Origin of the sequence: Clostridium arbusti SL206, assembly GCF_000246895.1 — a bacterium.
In the GTDB taxonomy this organism is placed as follows: domain Bacteria; phylum Bacillota; class Clostridia; order Clostridiales; family Clostridiaceae; genus Clostridium_I; species Clostridium_I arbusti.
This window is the reverse complement of record NZ_BAEV01000092.1, coordinates 1-15,585: the sequence shown is the minus strand read 5'-3', so window position 1 is coordinate 15,585 and position 15,585 is coordinate 1. Positions and strand designations below refer to the sequence as shown.

13 protein-coding genes and 1 pseudogene are annotated in these 15,585 nt (G+C 27.1%); 5 read left to right on the top strand and 9 right to left on the bottom strand.

The genetic code is table 11. The features are described 5' to 3' along the window. Nucleotides 1–105 (bottom strand): annotated as a pseudogene (locus tag RH99_RS19800) (acyl-CoA thioesterase); the annotation flags it as partial. Between the two features lie 669 nt (nt 106–774). Between RH99_RS19800 and pyk the strand changes: the two are divergent. Next, entirely contained in the window at nt 775–2,193 is a 1,419-nt protein-coding gene (gene pyk, locus RH99_RS14435; RefSeq protein ID WP_010239671.1) for a pyruvate kinase, read from the top strand. Between the two features lie 236 nt (nt 2,194–2,429). Here the strand turns inward: pyk and RH99_RS14430 are convergent, their stop codons facing one another. Beyond that, nucleotides 2,430–3,062: a DedA family protein gene (locus tag RH99_RS14430; protein ID WP_010239668.1), complete on the bottom strand. Its 633-nt coding sequence runs from the start codon at nt 3,060–3,062 to the stop codon at nt 2,430–2,432. A gap of 322 nt (nt 3,063–3,384) precedes the next feature. Between RH99_RS14430 and RH99_RS14425 the strand changes: the two genes are divergently transcribed. After that, on the top strand, nt 3,385–4,110 hold the full coding sequence (locus RH99_RS14425) for an ABC transporter ATP-binding protein (protein ID WP_010239666.1): 726 nt from the start codon (nt 3,385–3,387) through the stop codon (nt 4,108–4,110). Continuing rightward, on the top strand, nt 4,103–5,713 hold the full coding sequence (locus tag RH99_RS14420; RefSeq protein ID WP_010239663.1) for a putative ABC transporter permease subunit: 1,611 nt from the start codon (nt 4,103–4,105) through the stop codon (nt 5,711–5,713). The genes RH99_RS14425 and RH99_RS14420 overlap by 8 nt, the downstream gene beginning before the upstream one ends. A gap of 180 nt (nt 5,714–5,893) precedes the next feature. Here the strand turns inward: RH99_RS14420 and RH99_RS14415 are convergent, their stop codons facing one another. After that, nucleotides 5,894–6,313 (bottom strand): hypothetical protein, encoded by a 420-nt coding sequence (locus RH99_RS14415; protein WP_010239661.1) that lies wholly within the window; start codon nt 6,311–6,313, stop codon nt 5,894–5,896. A gap of 184 nt (nt 6,314–6,497) precedes the next feature. Here RH99_RS14415 and RH99_RS14410 point away from each other — a divergent pair, with 184 nt between their 5' ends. Next, the gene (locus tag RH99_RS14410; protein WP_010239657.1) at nt 6,498–7,028 is read left to right on the top strand and encodes a DUF2383 domain-containing protein; all 531 of its coding nucleotides are present in this window, start codon (nt 6,498–6,500) and stop codon (nt 7,026–7,028) included. Nucleotides 7,029–7,134: 106 nt separating this feature from the next. On the opposite strand, the gene ybaK is transcribed toward RH99_RS14410, so the two are convergent. Further along, nucleotides 7,135–7,614, bottom strand: a complete 480-nt coding sequence (gene ybaK / locus RH99_RS14405; protein ID WP_010239654.1) for a Cys-tRNA(Pro) deacylase — start codon at nt 7,612–7,614, stop codon at nt 7,135–7,137. A 234-nt stretch (nt 7,615–7,848) separates the two neighbouring features. Here ybaK and RH99_RS14400 point away from each other — a divergent pair, with 234 nt between their 5' ends. Further along, nucleotides 7,849–8,592 (top strand): DUF4163 domain-containing protein, encoded by a 744-nt coding sequence (locus tag RH99_RS14400; protein ID WP_010239652.1) that lies wholly within the window; start codon nt 7,849–7,851, stop codon nt 8,590–8,592. A gap of 131 nt (nt 8,593–8,723) precedes the next feature. On the opposite strand, the gene RH99_RS14395 is transcribed toward RH99_RS14400, so the two are convergent. The 5 genes from RH99_RS14395 to RH99_RS14375 all read right to left on the bottom strand — a co-directional run bounded on the left by RH99_RS14395 (nt 8,724) and on the right by RH99_RS14375 (nt 15,142). Continuing rightward, complete coding sequence (locus RH99_RS14395; protein WP_010239651.1) at nt 8,724–9,152, bottom strand: TipAS antibiotic-recognition domain-containing protein; 429 nt, start codon at nt 9,150–9,152, stop codon at nt 8,724–8,726. A 63-nt stretch (nt 9,153–9,215) separates the two neighbouring features. Continuing rightward, on the bottom strand, nt 9,216–9,902 hold the full coding sequence (locus tag RH99_RS14390) for an HAD family hydrolase (protein WP_010239649.1): 687 nt from the start codon (nt 9,900–9,902) through the stop codon (nt 9,216–9,218). 178 nt (nt 9,903–10,080) lie between these two features. Next, entirely contained in the window at nt 10,081–13,191 is a 3,111-nt protein-coding gene (locus tag RH99_RS14385; RefSeq protein ID WP_010239647.1) for a DEAD/DEAH box helicase, read from the bottom strand. 51 nt (nt 13,192–13,242) lie between these two features. Beyond that, entirely contained in the window at nt 13,243–14,418 is a 1,176-nt protein-coding gene (locus tag RH99_RS14380; RefSeq protein WP_010239645.1) for a metallophosphoesterase, read from the bottom strand. Between the two features lie 400 nt (nt 14,419–14,818). After that, on the bottom strand, nt 14,819–15,142 hold the full coding sequence (locus RH99_RS14375; RefSeq protein WP_010239643.1) for an iron-sulfur cluster assembly accessory protein: 324 nt from the start codon (nt 15,140–15,142) through the stop codon (nt 14,819–14,821). Between the last annotated feature and the right edge of the window lie 443 nt (nt 15,143–15,585).

Below are 15,585 nucleotides of genomic sequence, written 5' to 3'. Positions count from 1 at the left end.
ATCTCTAGCAACTTCAAACCATATATAGTACCTAGAATTATGTACAATTCCCATTTTATCTGTTTCAGCATATCTAACTTTAAGTACTGTATCATTAGTATACATAGATACCACTTCCTCTCTATATCCTGCGGACTTATACTACACGGATTAATTTTTACTTGTTTTATACATAAACTACACATAATCTGTATAATCTATAATTTATAATTACCTTTTGAAATTATCTAAATCTAATAATTATTCTAAACAAAATTTATTAATATGACTAGTATATCATATATTATTTTTACACAAAATCATGAAATATATATTTGTTAAATAATAAACATTCAATAAATTTTCAATTTAATTATTGAATATATAAAATATTTGTTTTATGATAAACTTATACACTTTATTTTTTTAATTTATCAAATTATCACTTTAATTTTTACATACAAAGCCAATAACAATGTATTTTCTCACTAGATATTATAAGTTTAGCCAGTATATTGACAATATTTTAACTACTTATTCCAATATATTTTAATATACACTATCCAAAGCTTTAAGTTTCATATTTAAAAGTATCAATGACTCTTGCTGAGTGGAATTTTGTTTTCCCACTCAGTTTAGATGAATTATCTAGTGACGTGCCACTATTATCTCCCGCTAAAAAAAGTAGGTATAATAAACTTTATTTTGTATTTGTTCATTTTCCTATCATATCAATGGGAATATTACAGAGGCTAGTCATCAAATAAAATCTAATAAGTAGAGGGGATTTTTATTGTGCAAAAAACAAAAATGATTTTTACTATTGGTCCAGCAAGTGACTCAGAGGAAGTTCTAGAAAAGCTCATGAATATAGGCATGAATATAACAAGACTTAATTTTTCACATGGTACTCATGAAAGCCATAAAGAAAAGATGGATATTATTAAAAAACTTAGAGAGAAACTCAATAAACCCGTAGCTATTATGCTGGATATCAAAGGCCCAAAAATAAGGACTCATAACTTTCAGAATGACAAAGTATTACTAAAAAAAGATGATAAGTTTACTTTTGTATGTGGAAAAGAACTTATTGGAAATCAAGAAAGATGCTCTGTTTCCTATGAAGAATTGTATAAAGACGTTAAAGTAGATGGCTCTTTACTAGTAGATGATGGTTTACTAGAACTAAGAATCAATTCAATTGAAGGTAATGAAATTCATTGTACCGCTATGAATACTGGATATATTGGAAGTCATAAAGGTATAAATGTTCCGAATGTATCCATAGGCCTTCCTGCTGTTACTGAAAAAGATAAATCCGATTTAATTTTTGGCTGCCAGCAAAATGTGGATATTGTAGCTGCATCCTTTATAAGAAAAGCCAGCGATGTTCTAGATGTTAGATCAATACTAAATGCAAATGGCGGAGAAAAAATTCAGGTGATTCCTAAGATTGAAACTCAAGAAGGCGTAGACAATATTGATGAAATACTTAAAGTCTCTGATGGAATAATGGTTGCCAGAGGCGATATGGGTGTTGAAATTGCAATTCAAAAAGTTCCTATAATTCAGAAGATGATAATCCAAAAATGTAATAAAGCAGGTAAACCTGTAATAACTGCAACTCAAATGTTAGATTCAATGATAAGGAATCCTAGACCTACTAGGGCTGAAGCCTCTGATATAGCAAATGCTATTTTTGATGGAACAGATGCTATAATGCTAAGTGGTGAAAGTGCTAATGGAGACTATCCTCTAGAAGCTGCTACAACTATGTCTAATATAGCTAAGGAAGCTGAAGCTAATCTAGATTATACTGATGCCTTGAATAAAAGAAAAGAAAATAGCATTAAAAATGTATCTAATGCCATAAGTTTAGCTACCTGCACCACTGCTAAAGAACTCAATGTAACAGCAATTATAACTTCCACACAAACTGGTCATACTGCTAGGATGGTATCAAAGTACAGACCTAAATGTCCAATAGTTGCGGTTACTCCAAGCAAAGAAGTTGCTAGAAGCCTTTCTTTAAACTTTGGAGTTAAATCAATTGTATCAAATAAATTAACTTCTACTGACGAAGTAATTGAAGATGCAGTAAAAAGATCTTTAGACGCTAAATATATAAAGAAAGGTGATTTAGTTATAGTCGCTGCTGGAATTCCTATTAGTACTACAGGAACAACAAATATGATGAAAATTCAACAAGTATAAAAATAATAGCAATAGTCTCTTTATCAGAAGACTATTGCTATTATTTTCTTATTTCTATTTATGCTTCTTAGTTTTTTCCTGTCTATTTTTTTCATATCCACTTTCAGAAGCTATAGTGTTTTTATCATTATTTATATCTGTATGCTTTGTATTTTCTCTTTTTGACATATGTACCACCTCTTTCTCACTGTATAATACCCAAAGAAATTATATATTATACAATTTCAATAAAATTTTTATCTATTAAAAATTTTATTGACTAAATTACAAATTACATCTTTTATTTTAGATCTATAATATTTAACGGCAACTATTATCAGTATAAAAGCAACCAAAATGATACCAATAACAACTATATATTTATTCACATAGCTATGCATTTTATTCCATTGATCACCTAAAATTTTACCAAAAGTTATAAAGAAAAAAGTCCATATAAAAGCACCTAAATATGCATTTATTGCAAACTTTTTAAATGATATGTCCGTAATCCCTGAAAAATACCCAGTGAAATGTCTAACTCCTGGTATAAAATAAGAAATAATTAAAAGCTTATTCCCGTAGGCTTCAAACCAATTAGATACTTTTTTAAATTTTTTAGGACCCATATGAATGTAATTGCCATATTTGCGAAAGAAACTTATTCCAAGAGTTTTTCCAATAAAATATGAAATAGTTATTCCTATAATAGTTCCTATAGCTGATATTATTATACTAATACCCCAATTTAGTTTTCCCTTATAAACAAGATAACCACAATAGCTCATAAGGGTTTCTCCTGGAAGAGGCAAAGCTATAAGTTCAAGTATTAAAGAGAAAAATAGTACTATGTATCCATAATCATCTAACAATAGCTTTACTGATTGCAAAAATAAACCCTTCCTCTCTATATTTATCCTATGACAGATATTCATTATTAAGATACTATTTAATAAATATATTAACACAGAGATTACTGTATAAACAATAACTGTGTTAATATATAAATATTCATTTAAATTATTACAACATTATATCCAGTGTTTTTTGTACTATTACATTAATACACACCTATTTACGATGAATATGATTAGTTTTCTTTCAATTATCTAAATTTTACTATTATAATAAAGATTTGACGAGAATAAAAATTTATAATATTTTATAATAAGATGCTTCCCTGCTAAAACCAAAATTAAGGAGGATTTATAAATGATTGAAATTACAGATGTAAATAAAAGTTATAATAAAACAAGTAAAGCTGTAGACAGTTTAAATTTAACTATCAATGACGGTGAGATCTTTGGATTTTTAGGACATAATGGTGCTGGAAAAACTACTACCATAAAAATGATTACAGGTATTTTAAAAAAAGACTCCGGTTATATTGGAATAAATGGAATAGATATAACTGAAAAACCCATTGAAGCTAAAAAACAATTTGGATATGTGTCTGACAATCCAGATATATTTTTAAGACTTAAAGGAATAGAATATTTAAATTTTATGGCTGACATGTACGATGTTACTAATGACATAAGGATGGACAGAATAAAAAACTTAAGCGAAAGATTTGAAATGACCTCTGCCCTTGGAGATAAGATACAAAGTTATTCTCATGGAATGAGACAAAAAATAGTAATTATGGGTGTACTTATACATAGCCCCTCTACTTGGATTCTAGATGAACCTATGACTGGCCTTGATCCTAAGTCATCCTTTACATTAAAGGAAATGATGAGAGAGCATGCCGATAGTGGAAAAACAGTATTCTTTTCAACTCACGTATTAGAAGTAGCCGAAAAACTATGTGATAGAGTTGGAATAATAAATAAAGGTAAACTATTATTTTGCGGAACTTTAACTGAAATGAGAGAACATTTTAAAACTAACGAATCCCTAGAAAAAATGTTTTTGGAGATGACTGGACATGAATAAATTATTTATTTTAACTAAAATTCTACTTAAAAATAGTGATAACCCCTTTGAATCTGGCTTTAATAATAAAAAGAAACTTGGTATGATAATATTATTGATACTTTGTTTTTTACCTTTAGCCTTTATGTTTGGAGGATCTACTATTGCATCCTACGATATTCTTGCAAAGCTTAATCTTCAAGGTATGCTGTTAACTTCTACTATAACTTTTTCTTGTGTTGCAATGATTGTATTTGGATTCTTTTACATTATGAGCATATTTTATTTTAGTAAAGACATAGATACACTAATTCCTCTACCCTTAAAACCCTATGAAATACTTGGTGCAAAACTTGTTATTGTTATGCTATTCCAATATTTTGTGGAACTCATAACCCTTCTGCCTACTCTTATAGGTTTTGGATATAAAGTAGGAAATATTATTTTTGCTATTTATAGTATAATAATATTTTTAATCCTGCCAATAATACCCATTATAATTTGTGGATTAATTAGTATCATAATTATGGCTTTTACAGATATAGTTAAAGACAAAGATAGATTTAAATTTTTATCTGGAATGTTTGGTATAGCGTTCGCAGTACTTATAAATATATTTATAAGAAAGATTAACGGCCCAAATTCTTTTATTACTTCAATTAAAGATAATAGTAATACTATAAATGATGCAACTAATGCTTTTCCTACTGCCAAATTAGCAGCCTTTAGTTTACTTAATTCAAATAGTGTTAATGGCCTATTAAATATATTATTATTTCTAATAATTTCAATAGCTGCTCTCATTATATTTGTTGTGGCTGCGCAAGGGCTATATTTTAAAGGTGCTATTGGAATGTCAGAAAGTACTTCAAAAGGTAAAAAACTCTCTGATAAAGAATTAAATAAATCTTCAGTGCAGAGTTCTAAACTAAAGTCCTATACAATAAAGGAATTAAAATTATTACTTAGAACCCCTGCTTACTTACAAAATTGCGTAATTGGAGGAGTTATTCTTCCGCCAATAATGCTCCTAATAATATTATTTAGTAATGGAGAGCTGTCTAAAGGCTTTAATTTTCCAATGAATCATATATTTTTAGTTATAGCCTCCACAGTTCTAATAGCTACTACAAGCTTTAATTTAATATGCCCTACAGCAATATCCAGAGAAGGAGATGGGATTTTTATATTACACTATCTACCAGTATCATATAAAACTCAAATTTTAGCTAAAGTTATCTTAGGAATTATAATAAGCATTATAGCTGATATCTTGATGCTAATAATAGGTGCTATAATATTTAAAATTAGTATACTTATGTTAGTAATGCTTATTGTTATATCTATATTAGGAATAATCTTTTACTCTTTTCTTGGAATATTTATAGACTTAAGCTTCCCAAAACTTGATTGGGACAATGAGGTAAAAGCAGTAAAACAAAACTTCAATGGTTTTCTTTTAATAGTTTTCCTAATTATAATCGGAGTTATTACCATTATTCCCTTTATATTCTTAAAATTAAGTTTGATTTCAACCTTTATAATATTAATTGTTGTATATTCAATATTGAGTCTTTTAGCCTACAAATTAACCATGACTAAAGGTATTGAATCTTTAAAATAACTATAATTAAAATAGCTTCATCATATAATAAAATAAGCTTTTAATAATCAATGTACTATAGCAAATCCTCGTTGCCCATTGATAAGTGAAATAAAACAAATGCTTATAAATAATACAAGAATAAAATTACTTAGAGGAAATACTAATGTATAGCCTCTAAGTTTTTATTAAATTCTCATATCAATTAATATTTTCAGACAATAATTTATGTCTTTTTATACTAGCTTCATATATGTGTATATCTTTTAAATCTTTTTTTGCCTCTTCTCTAAGTTTATTCCAAGACTTAGGTACATTATCTCCCGTTGAAAAATCTATCATATTTTTGCCTTTAAGCTCACTTTTTACGTCATTTAATGATGGACAATCTTCAAATAGTTTTGGTGCAAAAGCTATACAAGCATCTAAAATTGAATTAGGATCATCTCTATCCACTGGGATTACAGAACTTACACTACCTAAACGATTTATTTTTTCTTCATCATATTTTGCTTCATACCATCTTTTTTCGCCTTCACCTTGTAAAATCTCTAGGTATATATCTTCTAATCCATCTTTACTTTCATGACCTATTAAAAGTATTTTAGAATAAGCAGCCATAGTATTCCTCCTAATATTTAAATATCAAATTTTTAATTGATTTAATATTAGTTTGTACATCATTAGCATTTTTATTTTTATATATTTAATTAAATTTATGAAAAATTCTCCTTTGTTATATATGTTTGCATAACATAAGTTATTTATCATTGGAGCATATTATCAATAGAAAGGAGTGTTTAATATGCCAATTGGAAAAACTAAGCAAAATATTATTAATAAAAAGGAAAATACTTATGATATTCCAGATGTCTCAAATCTAAATAAAAAAGAAAAAAGTACTAGTATTAGTGAATTAAATGCCATATTAAAAGGCGAATATATGGCTATTGATTCTTATGAAAAATATATAAAAAACATATCTGATTCTATTATAAAAGCTGAACTTCAAAAAATACAAAAGGAGCACAAAAGACATGCCATTAAGCTTTCTGAAAGGATACAAACCCTAGGTGGCAATCCTGTATCCAGTGTTGGTATAACAGGTAAAGTTGTAGAAACTATGTCAAATATTAAAGATATAGGTACAAAAGATCCTGTTGATTATTTAAAAAAAGCTCATCATGGTGAGTATATGGGTATAAAGATTGCTTCTAAAATTATAAAAGGAGATTTAGATAAAGATAGTTTAAATCTAGTTGATTCTATGTTAAATGAGGATAGAAATCATGTAGATGCACTTTCTGGAATGATAACAAATACTAATATTAAATAACGAAATAGGCTGTCCACACTATAATGGACAGCCTATTATTAATAATCTTTATTTCTCTTTAATAAAATAGACTAGCATACTGACTAGTTATTTATTTGAATGTGCCTTAATGCTTTATAAAATCATTAAATTCAGAATTTGTAATCTTAGCAAGATCTTCCGTGAAAAGTTCTATTTGTGTACCAATTTTTCCACCACTAACAATAATTTTATCAATATCTAGTGCACTACTATTTATAAAAGTTTTATAGTTTTTTTTCATACCAATAGGAGAACAACCACCTCTTATATATCCTGTTAGTTTCATTATATCTTTAACAGCTATCATTTTTATATTTTTTTCTCCTGCCACTACTGCAGCTTTCTTTAAATCTATTTCATCCTCAACCGGTGTAACAAATACGTATATATTATTACTATTACCATGAAGTACTAATGTCTTATAGACAAATTTGGGATCTTCTCCAAGTTTAGTAGTTACTGAAATCCCATCTATCTTACCATCTGAACTATCATAGGTAATAATATTATATTCAATTTTTTTCTGATCTAAAATGCGCATTGCATTTGTCTTAGTGTGTGACATACATATTCCTCCAATTTATAAAATTTATTATCCTAAAAAGTAACTTTATTATAGTTACCACATATTCTAATTAGTAGTTTAGGCATATGAAAATAAATAACAAGACAAAGATGCGACGTATATTTTGAATTATACAAGGAAACAAGTTCTGATGATAGTGGTGCTATCAGAAGGTTCTGTTAACGTAGTATAGACTAGTTATTTATTTGAAGATGCCTTAAGGGGGTAAATACTATGAAACATGAACATAAAGAATATACTAGTTTTAATATTTTTCAAATTCCAGAAAATTATTATCCACAATATTATATGTATAGAAACGATACAACAAAAACTTTAACTTCTACTACTCAGACAATGAGTTCACAAAATAATAAAATACATGAATACTTAAATATTCCAGTGTTAAAGGGAGATATGCTCCCCAATGTTTTAAATTACATTAATGGCAATATTAAAAGTGACATTTTGGAATTTAAAAGCCAAATGGAAGAAGCAGCTGATGAAAATGCAAAAACCCTTCAATCTGCTGGTAAGCCCATTGTTCCATTTCAAATTTCAAATAATTACAGCATAACTTATAATAAAAATAATATTTTAAGCCTTTCTCTAATATATCAACAATATATCAATGGCAGAAATAGCTATATAAGAACATCTTATAACTATAATTTACAAAATGCTAGTTCTATGCCTTTACGCTCTTTATTTAAACCTGGTTCAAACTATATAGAAACATTAAATACTAAGGTAAGGTCTATACTACAGTCAAATCCTCAAGACTATTTTCCAAATACAGCAAGTAATTTTAAAGGTGTAGCTGAGGACCAACCTTATTACTTAGATAACAATAATTTAGTACTATTTTTTAGTTTTAATCAAATTGCTCCAACTGCTTCTGAAATACCTTTGATAAAAATTCCTCTTTCAGAATTAAGTACTATATTAAATCCTCAACTTTTAAGAAGCACTAAATAAATCAACAATTTTTTACCATTGAATTGTTTACAAACAATTTCTCTTATTTTAATTACTAAGTATATCTACCGCATGAGCCTTTCTTATTGTAATTGCTGTTTCGCCTCAACGGCAAGTACCGGAAACAGCAATTATATATTTTCTAGGTAATTACAATATATATCTATAGCTTCTTTTATAAATTCTGCTAATCCGCTTTTCCTTTTATTAATATTTTCTCTAAAATTTTCATCATTTATATATAAGTTTCCAATTCCCCTAAACATCTTTAAATTACAATCATAAAAACTATCACTAAAATATTGTCTTAAATCTCCCACAGCTTCTTGCACTTTTCTATGCGAAGGAGGTTTATCCATTAAAATACTTATATCTTCATATATATAGTTTGCCTTCTCTTTGATATTTTTCCAATCTTCTTTATTGTATTTTGAAACTTTTTTATAAATTTCTTTATAAATATTATCTGAATATTTTTTTGTTTCTTTTTCTCCATGTTCTTCCTTATACATTTCTACATATGCCCTGTCAAACAATGTGAATACTTCGTTTTTCTTCATATCCATCCCCCCACATTATTTATCGCTATTTTAAATTTATTTAAAGTCACCCTTATACTCTTTTTAAATACTTACTATTTTCAATAACTCCTGTAAAGAATCTATGGTATAATCACTTTGTACGTTAATATTCTTATCCCACCTCTTAATTAAAACTGATGTAATATTCATCTTTTCAGCGCTTAAAACATCCTCATCTGAATTTCCAACGAAAAATATATTTTCTTTTGGAATATCACCACAATGTTCTAATGCCCTATTAACTATTCCATTACATGGTTTATATGATTTAACATCATTTGATATTATAAATTCACTAAAATAGTGATATATATTTAAAGTCTTCAACTCATCAATTAAGACATCTGAATCAGAATTACTAAATACAATTAATTTTATTTCATGATCTTTTAATATATTCAAAACACTTATGACATCAGCATAAAGATAACACTGGTTAGTATATAATTCTTCATAATAAGCATGTGCTGAATCACTTAAGTCCTTTACTCCAAATTCTAAAGCTACCTTTTTAAGCGTCATTTCTAACATTTGCTTTACACTTAAAAATTCATTTTCATTTGTGGTGGAATACATTTCATTATAATTTTCACTTATTACTTTGGCAATATCATCTTTTCGTGAATCCTCATACTTTTCTGCTATATAACTAAATAAATTTGGAGCACCTACTAAAGTTCCACCTATATCAAAAAATATTATTTTATTTGAATCCTTTATCTCTTTCATTATGCATCACCAACCTTATTTTTCCTAAATAATATACCTAATTTATAACTTACTATATATATATTTAATCACATACTAGATATTGTTAGCAATACAGAATTTTCTTATTAAATATCATGACATTACTTAGGATAGTGCACATATCCTTATATCTTATCCTCACTTACTATAAATATCATTATCTATTAAAAAGCTGAATCAATTCCTCTTTTGATAGTTTATTTAGAATATTACTATTTTTAAGTTCTCCTGTAATAATACTATCAATCAATTGTTTTTTACTTTCCTGAAGCAAAATGATTTTTTCCTCTATAGTTCCTCTAGAAACTAATTTAATTACTTCAACTATATTTTTCTGACCAATTCTGTGAGCTCTATCCGTTGCTTGATCTTCTACTGCTGGATTCCACCATGGATCAAAATGAATAACTAAATTTGCAGAGGTTAAATTTAGACCAGTTCCTCCAGCTTTTAATGAAATTAAAAATACTTTGACTTTATCTCCATTATTAAATTCATTTACTAATTTAATTCTTTCCTTTGGATTAGTTGAACCATATATATGAAAATATTCAATACCCTTTTCATTTAAAACATGGCCTATTTTATTTAAAACAGAAGTGAATTGAGAAAATAATAATAATTTTCCATTGTTAGCTATCTGTTTTTCTATTAATTGCAGCGCAAGATTAACCTTTCCACTTCCACCTTTATACTCTTCAATTACAAGAGATGGATCTAAACATATTTGTCTAAGCCTTGTTAGATAAGAAAAAACTTCTATTTTAGCCTCTGAATTATTTTTCATCTTTTCTCTTATATCTCTTATATAAGTATTATATATAGCTTTCTGAGCTGAAGTCATTTCAACTAACATCTTCTTCTCCATCTTATCTGGTAAATCCTCTATAACTTCCATTTTAATCCTTCTAAGTATGAAGGGCTTTATTAATAGCTTAAGATTTTCTAATCCTTCCTCATTATTAAAAATAAACTTTTCATAAAAAATTTCCTTAGAATACAAATATCCCGGCATTACAAAATCAAATATGGACCAAAGTTCTGTTAAATTATTTTCAACAGGTGTTCCTGTTAGTGCAAATTTTGTCTTTGATTTAACTCTTTTAACTGCCATAGTACTTTGAGCTATGGGATTTTTTATATTTTGTGCTTCATCAATTATACAATGATCAAAATCCACAGCCTCATAAATACTAATATTATTTCTTAGAGTACCATAAGTAGTTAAAATCACATCATACTGCTGTAATTCATTTATTAATTTTTCCTGTTTAGTCATATTTCCATGTGCAACTCCAACCCTTAACCTGGGAGCAAACCTTTCTATTTCATCTTTCCAATTATATATTAATGAAGTTGGAGTAATAATTAATGCTTTTTTCCCCTTTTCAGATATAAGAAAGGCTATAGTTTGCACTGTTTTTCCAAGTCCCATTTCATCTGCCAAAATACCACCGAATCCTAAGTCATTTAAATTTTCAAACCATTTAAAACCATCAATTTGATATTGTCTTAGATTGGCTCTTAATTCTTTAGGCAGAGGTATTTCTCTATGCGCTCTGTAATCTAACTCTTTTTCTAGATCTTCTAATAAATCCAATCCTGTAAAAGATCTAAAACTTTTATTCTTTAAATTTTCATACACGTAAAAAGCTTTATTTTTATCTATATATAGAGAACTCTCCCCCTGGTTTTTAAACTGTAATGTATCTATTAAATTGAGAAAACTTATTACACCTTCATCTTGTAAATCTATAAATACACCTGTTCTAATCTTATAAAATTTATTCTTTGTCTTATAGCTTTCAAAAGCATTGTACAACTCTCTGCCTTTTATGTTTCCAATATCATAATTAAGTTTAAATCCCTCATTATTCTCTTGTATATCTATGCCAATTGAAGACGAGTCATATATCTTTATATATTCTAAACCTTTTCCTAATACGACATGTCCTAGAGAATTTTTACTTGTCTTTTCCATGGCAACTATATTAAATAGATCTTCATCTTCACCAATGAATAGCATTCTATTTTGCCTTCTAATAAGTTTATAATATTCAAGCTTCATAAGCATTTTTTCTTCTTCATGAATATCTCTTATAATGTTTTTCTCATTTTCTTTACAATCTAGTATATTGATTTTATCTTTGTAATAATTTGCATATACACTACAATATATATTTTCTTCTTCCTTATAAAATCTAAACTCATAGCTTAATGAACTTAGCCCAAATTTTTTTACACCTTCTGTAATAGTAATATCACTAGAAATATTATCAAGTAATAAAATAATATTATTATAATTTCCTATAGTCTTATTATACAAAATTTCATTGTTCTTTTGAAATTTACTATACAGTTCACTATACCTTTTAACTTGCTGGACTGAAGGTAAATAAATATGTCTTTTAAAAAAGTATACATCTCTATTTATATTTAAAGGTATAGGTAATTTTTTATGAGTTGTTAGTGCAAAATATATTCCTTTTTCCTTCAATGTGAAACTTAAAGGTAAATTCTCCTTAAAAATATTTACTTTATATTCTATAGAATTATATTTGAATTGAATTTTTTTCTCACCAACAATCTCTAAAAATCTCCTGAGGTCTTTTCCTTTAATTATCAACTTCTTTCCCAATATAGCCTTCTTATCTTTATGAATATATTCTTTAATAAAATCCACACCCCCCCTACTTTTAAGGCATATACTATGTTGCTTAGGTTTATAAGTAAATTGGCTATTTAAAATTATATTTTTGTTATTATCATATTTATCAATAAAACCTTTTAAGTCAGCAATCAAATACTTGTGTTCAGAACCTAGTAGAAACTCTATTTCATAATTATTATCCTCTTTATTTATTCTACAATTTATTTTTACATCAAAAGCAACTTCAGCTTTTTTCTTTTCTTTATATTCATTTTTTTGTCTATATTTTTTCTTATGTAGTGAACTTAAAAACTTATATGCCGTTGCTGTTAAATGCTGACACATAAATTCAGTTTTATACATAGATACATTTTTAAAATCATCACAACTACAACTTAAACCACTTAATTTCTTCTGTTCTAAATTTATCTTTATATGAGTTTTAAACTTATTATAATTAACAGCATCTATTACTTCACCATAAATATGGTATATATCATCTATTTTTTTACCCTTAATATTAGAAACCAATCCATCTTTGAAAATATCTTCACCATTTTTTTGCATCAAACTGGAAGATGGCTTAAAAATTATTTTCCCTAATTCTTCTATATTCATTTTCTCACCACTTTCTTTAGTATAATTATATCAAAAATGGCTATATTGATATTAATGAAAATTAACCTTAATTTTTACTATTTCACCCTTTGTTCCAATTCTTATAGGTGGCCCCCAGGTTCCATAACCTGAAGAAACAATTAAATTAAAATCACCTTTTTTTAAATATCCATAATCATCCTCATACACAAGTTTTGTAATGAAATTATTAGGGAAAAATTGACCTTTATGTGTATGCCCTGAAAGTTGTAAATCTACTTTCTCCTTTTCAGCTTCCTCTAAACCTATAGGTTGATGATTTAATACTATGACGGGAAGAGATTTATCTACACTTTCTAATACTTCCTTCAATGGTTTCACCTGCTTTTTTGTTATAGATACACTAGCCGGATCATTTCTTCCTACTACATAAAAGCTATTATCAATTTTTACTGCTGTATCCTCTAATGTTTTTACATTACCTGATTTTAAATATGAAATGGTTTCTGGTAAATTTGCTTGAATATATTCATGGTTACCAGTAATTGAATATACTCCATATTTTGATTTTATATTCTTTGAAGAAGCTCCAAGGTATTGTTTCAATTTACTACTAGTACTTTCATCTACCATATCACCGCAAAAGAAAATTATATCAGGTTTTAGACTATTTATTGAACTAATCATGTTATCAATACCATTTTGTTTTACACCTATACCAGCATGGACATCTGAAACCATTACAATATTAAGTGAATTAATTTTTCCCGCATTTTTATCTATGTTAATATTATAATTTGTAACTCTAGGGTGAATTGCATTCCATACTCCAAAAGAAACTATTATAAAAACTATTACAAAAATTAAGATTCCATTACCATATAATTTACTTAAATAAGTAATGCCTTCCCCTTTAAGGCCTGTTTTACAGAATATAAACTTTACAAGATCTGTAAGTGGAAATAGTATCATTAAATAAAAAAATATTGCAAGCCATACAGCCCCAATAGATGTAAATATTGAAGTAAACACACTATTTACTGATAAAAAATTTCTACATAGAATACTTATAATATATGAACCTGATAAAATCCAAAATATAATCCAATATATTATTACTTTAACCCTATTATTTTTATATGGAAATATATTCATTCCTTTTATACCAATATAATAGCACGCCATTGCATATAAGAATAGAAAGAATACTACTAGTAAAATAGTTGCCATTAATTTTAATGGTCTCATATAATCACCCCCGTCAAAGTCATTTTTATTATATATCTATATTAAACCAATGTACAATATTCATATATAATAATAAATTTGTATTTACTTTATAAATTCCTTACTCCTACTGTAAGGCATATGAAAATAAATAGTAAGTCAAAGATGCGACGTATATTTTGAAGCCTACAAGGAAATAGGTTCTTCAGATAGTTAGCTATCTGAGGGTTCTGTTGACGTAGTAGGATTCAAAATAGACTAGCATACTGACTAGTTATTTATTTGAATGTGCCTTAATTAAAAACCATCAACTAAATATATATATACCTATTATAATAAAAAAATAAAATGGCGATGTTTTAAAATAAATATTTTAAAACATCGCCTAAATATCTTAATTAATTTTAGATAAATATAAAAATTAACAACCTGGACAAGCCGCACAAGGACTTTCAGGAAGTTTAACAGCCTTTAATTCAAGACCTTGTCCTTTATTTTCATTATTAGATAGAATAACAAATCCTTCAAATTCCTCTAGTGATTCTTTATCAATAATGAAAGTGATATCTTTAACTTTTTCTGAAACATCATTATCATTTTTTACTCCATAATCAAGATTAAAAGTTACTTCTTTACAATTTCTTCCCAAATAAGTTATTCTCAAACTAAAATCTTGTACATTAGTATTTACTAAAAAGCTCTTAAACTCATCATAAGCTTCATCACTAATTTTCATAAAACTCATATACTACACCTCCGAATAAATATAATTTAACACTATAAAAGTAATACTTTCACTACATTATCAATGAACAACACGTTGTTTACTTATATGTTAATTATGATAGCATATTTTTAGCTATTTATCAATTATATTTCGATATTTTTTTAAGTTTTATATTTAACAATATTTTTCAGTTATATTAGGCGTGTGAAAATAAATAACAAGTCAAAGATGCGACGTATATTTTGAATTATACAAGGAAACAGGTTCTGATGATAGTGGTGCTATCAGAAGGTTCTGTTAACGTAGTATAATTCATAATAGACTAGTATACTGACTAGTTATTTATTTGAAGATGCCTTAAGATATAAAAATTTGAAACTGTGAGAAAGGTTTTAAATCAAAAAAACTAGAAAATTTACATAATTACTAAATTATCTAGTAACACAACAATACTAAGCTTC

Bases quoted from the DNA above. Each gene is read 5' to 3' on its own strand.
- RH99_RS14425 (WP_010239666.1), top strand. From the start codon at position 3,385: ATGATTGAAATTACAGATGTAAATAAAAGTTATAATAAAACAAGTAAA.
- RH99_RS14420 (WP_010239663.1), top strand. From the start codon at position 4,103: ATGAATAAATTATTTATTTTAACTAAAATTCTACTTAAAAATAGTGAT.
- RH99_RS14415 (WP_010239661.1), bottom strand. From the start codon at position 6,313: ATGGCTGCTTATTCTAAAATACTTTTAATAGGTCATGAAAGTAAAGAT.
- RH99_RS14410 (WP_010239657.1), top strand. From the start codon at position 6,498: ATGCCAATTGGAAAAACTAAGCAAAATATTATTAATAAAAAGGAAAAT.
- ybaK (WP_010239654.1), bottom strand. From the start codon at position 7,614: ATGTCACACACTAAGACAAATGCAATGCGCATTTTAGATCAGAAAAAA.
- RH99_RS14400 (WP_010239652.1), top strand. From the start codon at position 7,849: ATGAAACATGAACATAAAGAATATACTAGTTTTAATATTTTTCAAATT.
- RH99_RS14395 (WP_010239651.1), bottom strand. From the start codon at position 9,152: ATGAAGAAAAACGAAGTATTCACATTGTTTGACAGGGCATATGTAGAA.
- RH99_RS14390 (WP_010239649.1), bottom strand. From the start codon at position 9,902: ATGAAAGAGATAAAGGATTCAAATAAAATAATATTTTTTGATATAGGT.
- RH99_RS14385 (WP_010239647.1), bottom strand. From the start codon at position 13,191: ATGAATATAGAAGAATTAGGGAAAATAATTTTTAAGCCATCTTCCAGT.
- RH99_RS14380 (WP_010239645.1), bottom strand. From the start codon at position 14,418: ATGAGACCATTAAAATTAATGGCAACTATTTTACTAGTAGTATTCTTT.
- RH99_RS14375 (WP_010239643.1), bottom strand. From the start codon at position 15,142: ATGAGTTTTATGAAAATTAGTGATGAAGCTTATGATGAGTTTAAGAGC.